The organism is Neochlamydia sp. TUME1 (assembly GCF_000813645.1).
In the GTDB taxonomy this organism is placed as follows: Bacteria; Chlamydiota; Chlamydiia; order Chlamydiales; family Parachlamydiaceae; genus Neochlamydia.
The window spans coordinates 1-1,338 of record NZ_JRXI01000153.1; the positions used below are offsets into that span (position 1 = coordinate 1).

A 1,338-nucleotide genomic window follows, 5' to 3' on the forward strand; every position below is an offset into this window, starting at 1 on the left:
ATTATGAGATATTAGTGTTTTACTAATTAAAATCCAATAGAATATTTCAAATATTAAATAACCTAGGGCCCGTAAAAAAAAATTGAATAAAATTTATCTTTCACCTATGAACAATTTATCTTAAGCAAGTTTTTCCAGAAGTTATTACCCACATTCCGCGGGTTGTAGCGATTCCCGGATATTATTTTTATTGAGGCTGGAAATTGCCTTAAGTTTTTTAGAAAAGACTAATCTTGTTCTTTGTAAAGCAAAGAAAGTGAGAACATAAACGATGGAAAAGTATAGTAGCACGCGACTTGATCACCTTAAAATTGGGTCTACAATGAGTGACAAAATTACCCAAGGGATGATGATAGTCCAGGTGGTCTCTTCAGATCCCAGAGCGATTATGATCACAGGAGAAGCGTTAAGCTAATGATAATTAATGGATTAGGTTTTACTCTAGGCCCTATCCACGAAGGCATAAAAGAATTAATCCTTAGTTTAAACCCTAACATGAGGCATGTTTTACTGGTTTTAGACCTCCTTGGCAGAAATTTGATGACGAGAGAAATTAACTTGCGGAATGCGGGTTATTATATAGATTCTGGTTCATTAATCGATTTTTATAGTAGCAAGCTTAGCCAAGCTTGAAAGCCACAAAACATCTTCTGACTTTTCAATTCCTTCCCCCATTGACCCCTCTTCTTTTGCTAGGCTCGAAGGATCTAGACATTTTATAGATGATCAGCTTCAAGCAACTTCTCAACTCACCGAGAAGCTTAGCCAAGAAGTAATGCAAAGCAAATATTCCTCTTATCGCTCTTATGAACAGTTGCAATCTATTTTAATTAGCCAAACGCTTCAGGTAAACAAATAGCTTTCCTAAGCATCGGGAGGAGCGACTAAAATAGCCTCCTTTCCTTGTAAATGAGCAAAGTCCCATAGATGCAGCCATCCATGTTCATCACAAAAGACTAGTTTGCGGCCATCGTAGCTAGCATGGATAGTATTAGAATCTACCAATGGATATTCACTAGGCGGCAAAGGCCACAATGCTCCACAACACTCTATAATAGGAGTATGTTGATAAAGGTCAAAGCTCTTGAATTCAGGATGGAAATGAGAGGCTAGAAAATAGTTATCATCTAAAGCAAGAAAACGCACAGGCGCTACTAAGCCTATGTTTGCTTCGGTTAAAAAATTTCCATCATCAGGATTATAAGTTATAATAAGGCTCGTACTTAGTCCCACTGCTAAGCGCTTGCCATCATAACTAGAGATAGTTAAGATCGACTTCTTGTTCCAACATTTTTCAACAGGCCGAGGTGTCATGGTAAATTCTATCTTTTTTTTCCG

Annotated in this window: 3 protein-coding genes; 2 read left to right on the plus strand and 1 reads right to left on the minus strand. The window is 37.4% G+C overall.

The features are described from left to right. Positions 1–271: 271 nt before the first annotated feature. Both DB41_RS11715 and DB41_RS07555 read left to right on the plus strand, forming a co-directional pair. Positions 272–415: a hypothetical protein gene (locus DB41_RS11715; protein ID WP_155117614.1), complete on the plus strand. Its 144-nt coding sequence runs from the start codon at positions 272–274 to the stop codon at positions 413–415. Further along, a complete protein-coding gene (locus DB41_RS07555; RefSeq protein WP_039386069.1) occupies positions 415–633 on the plus strand; it encodes a hypothetical protein in 219 nt (72 codons plus the stop codon). The genes DB41_RS11715 and DB41_RS07555 overlap by 1 nt, the downstream gene beginning before the upstream one ends. Before the next feature lie 231 nt (positions 634–864). Here the strand turns inward: DB41_RS07555 and DB41_RS07560 are convergent. After that, a partial coding sequence (locus DB41_RS07560) for a hypothetical protein (RefSeq protein ID WP_238578465.1) occupies positions 865–1,338 on the minus strand: 474 nt, incomplete at its 5' end.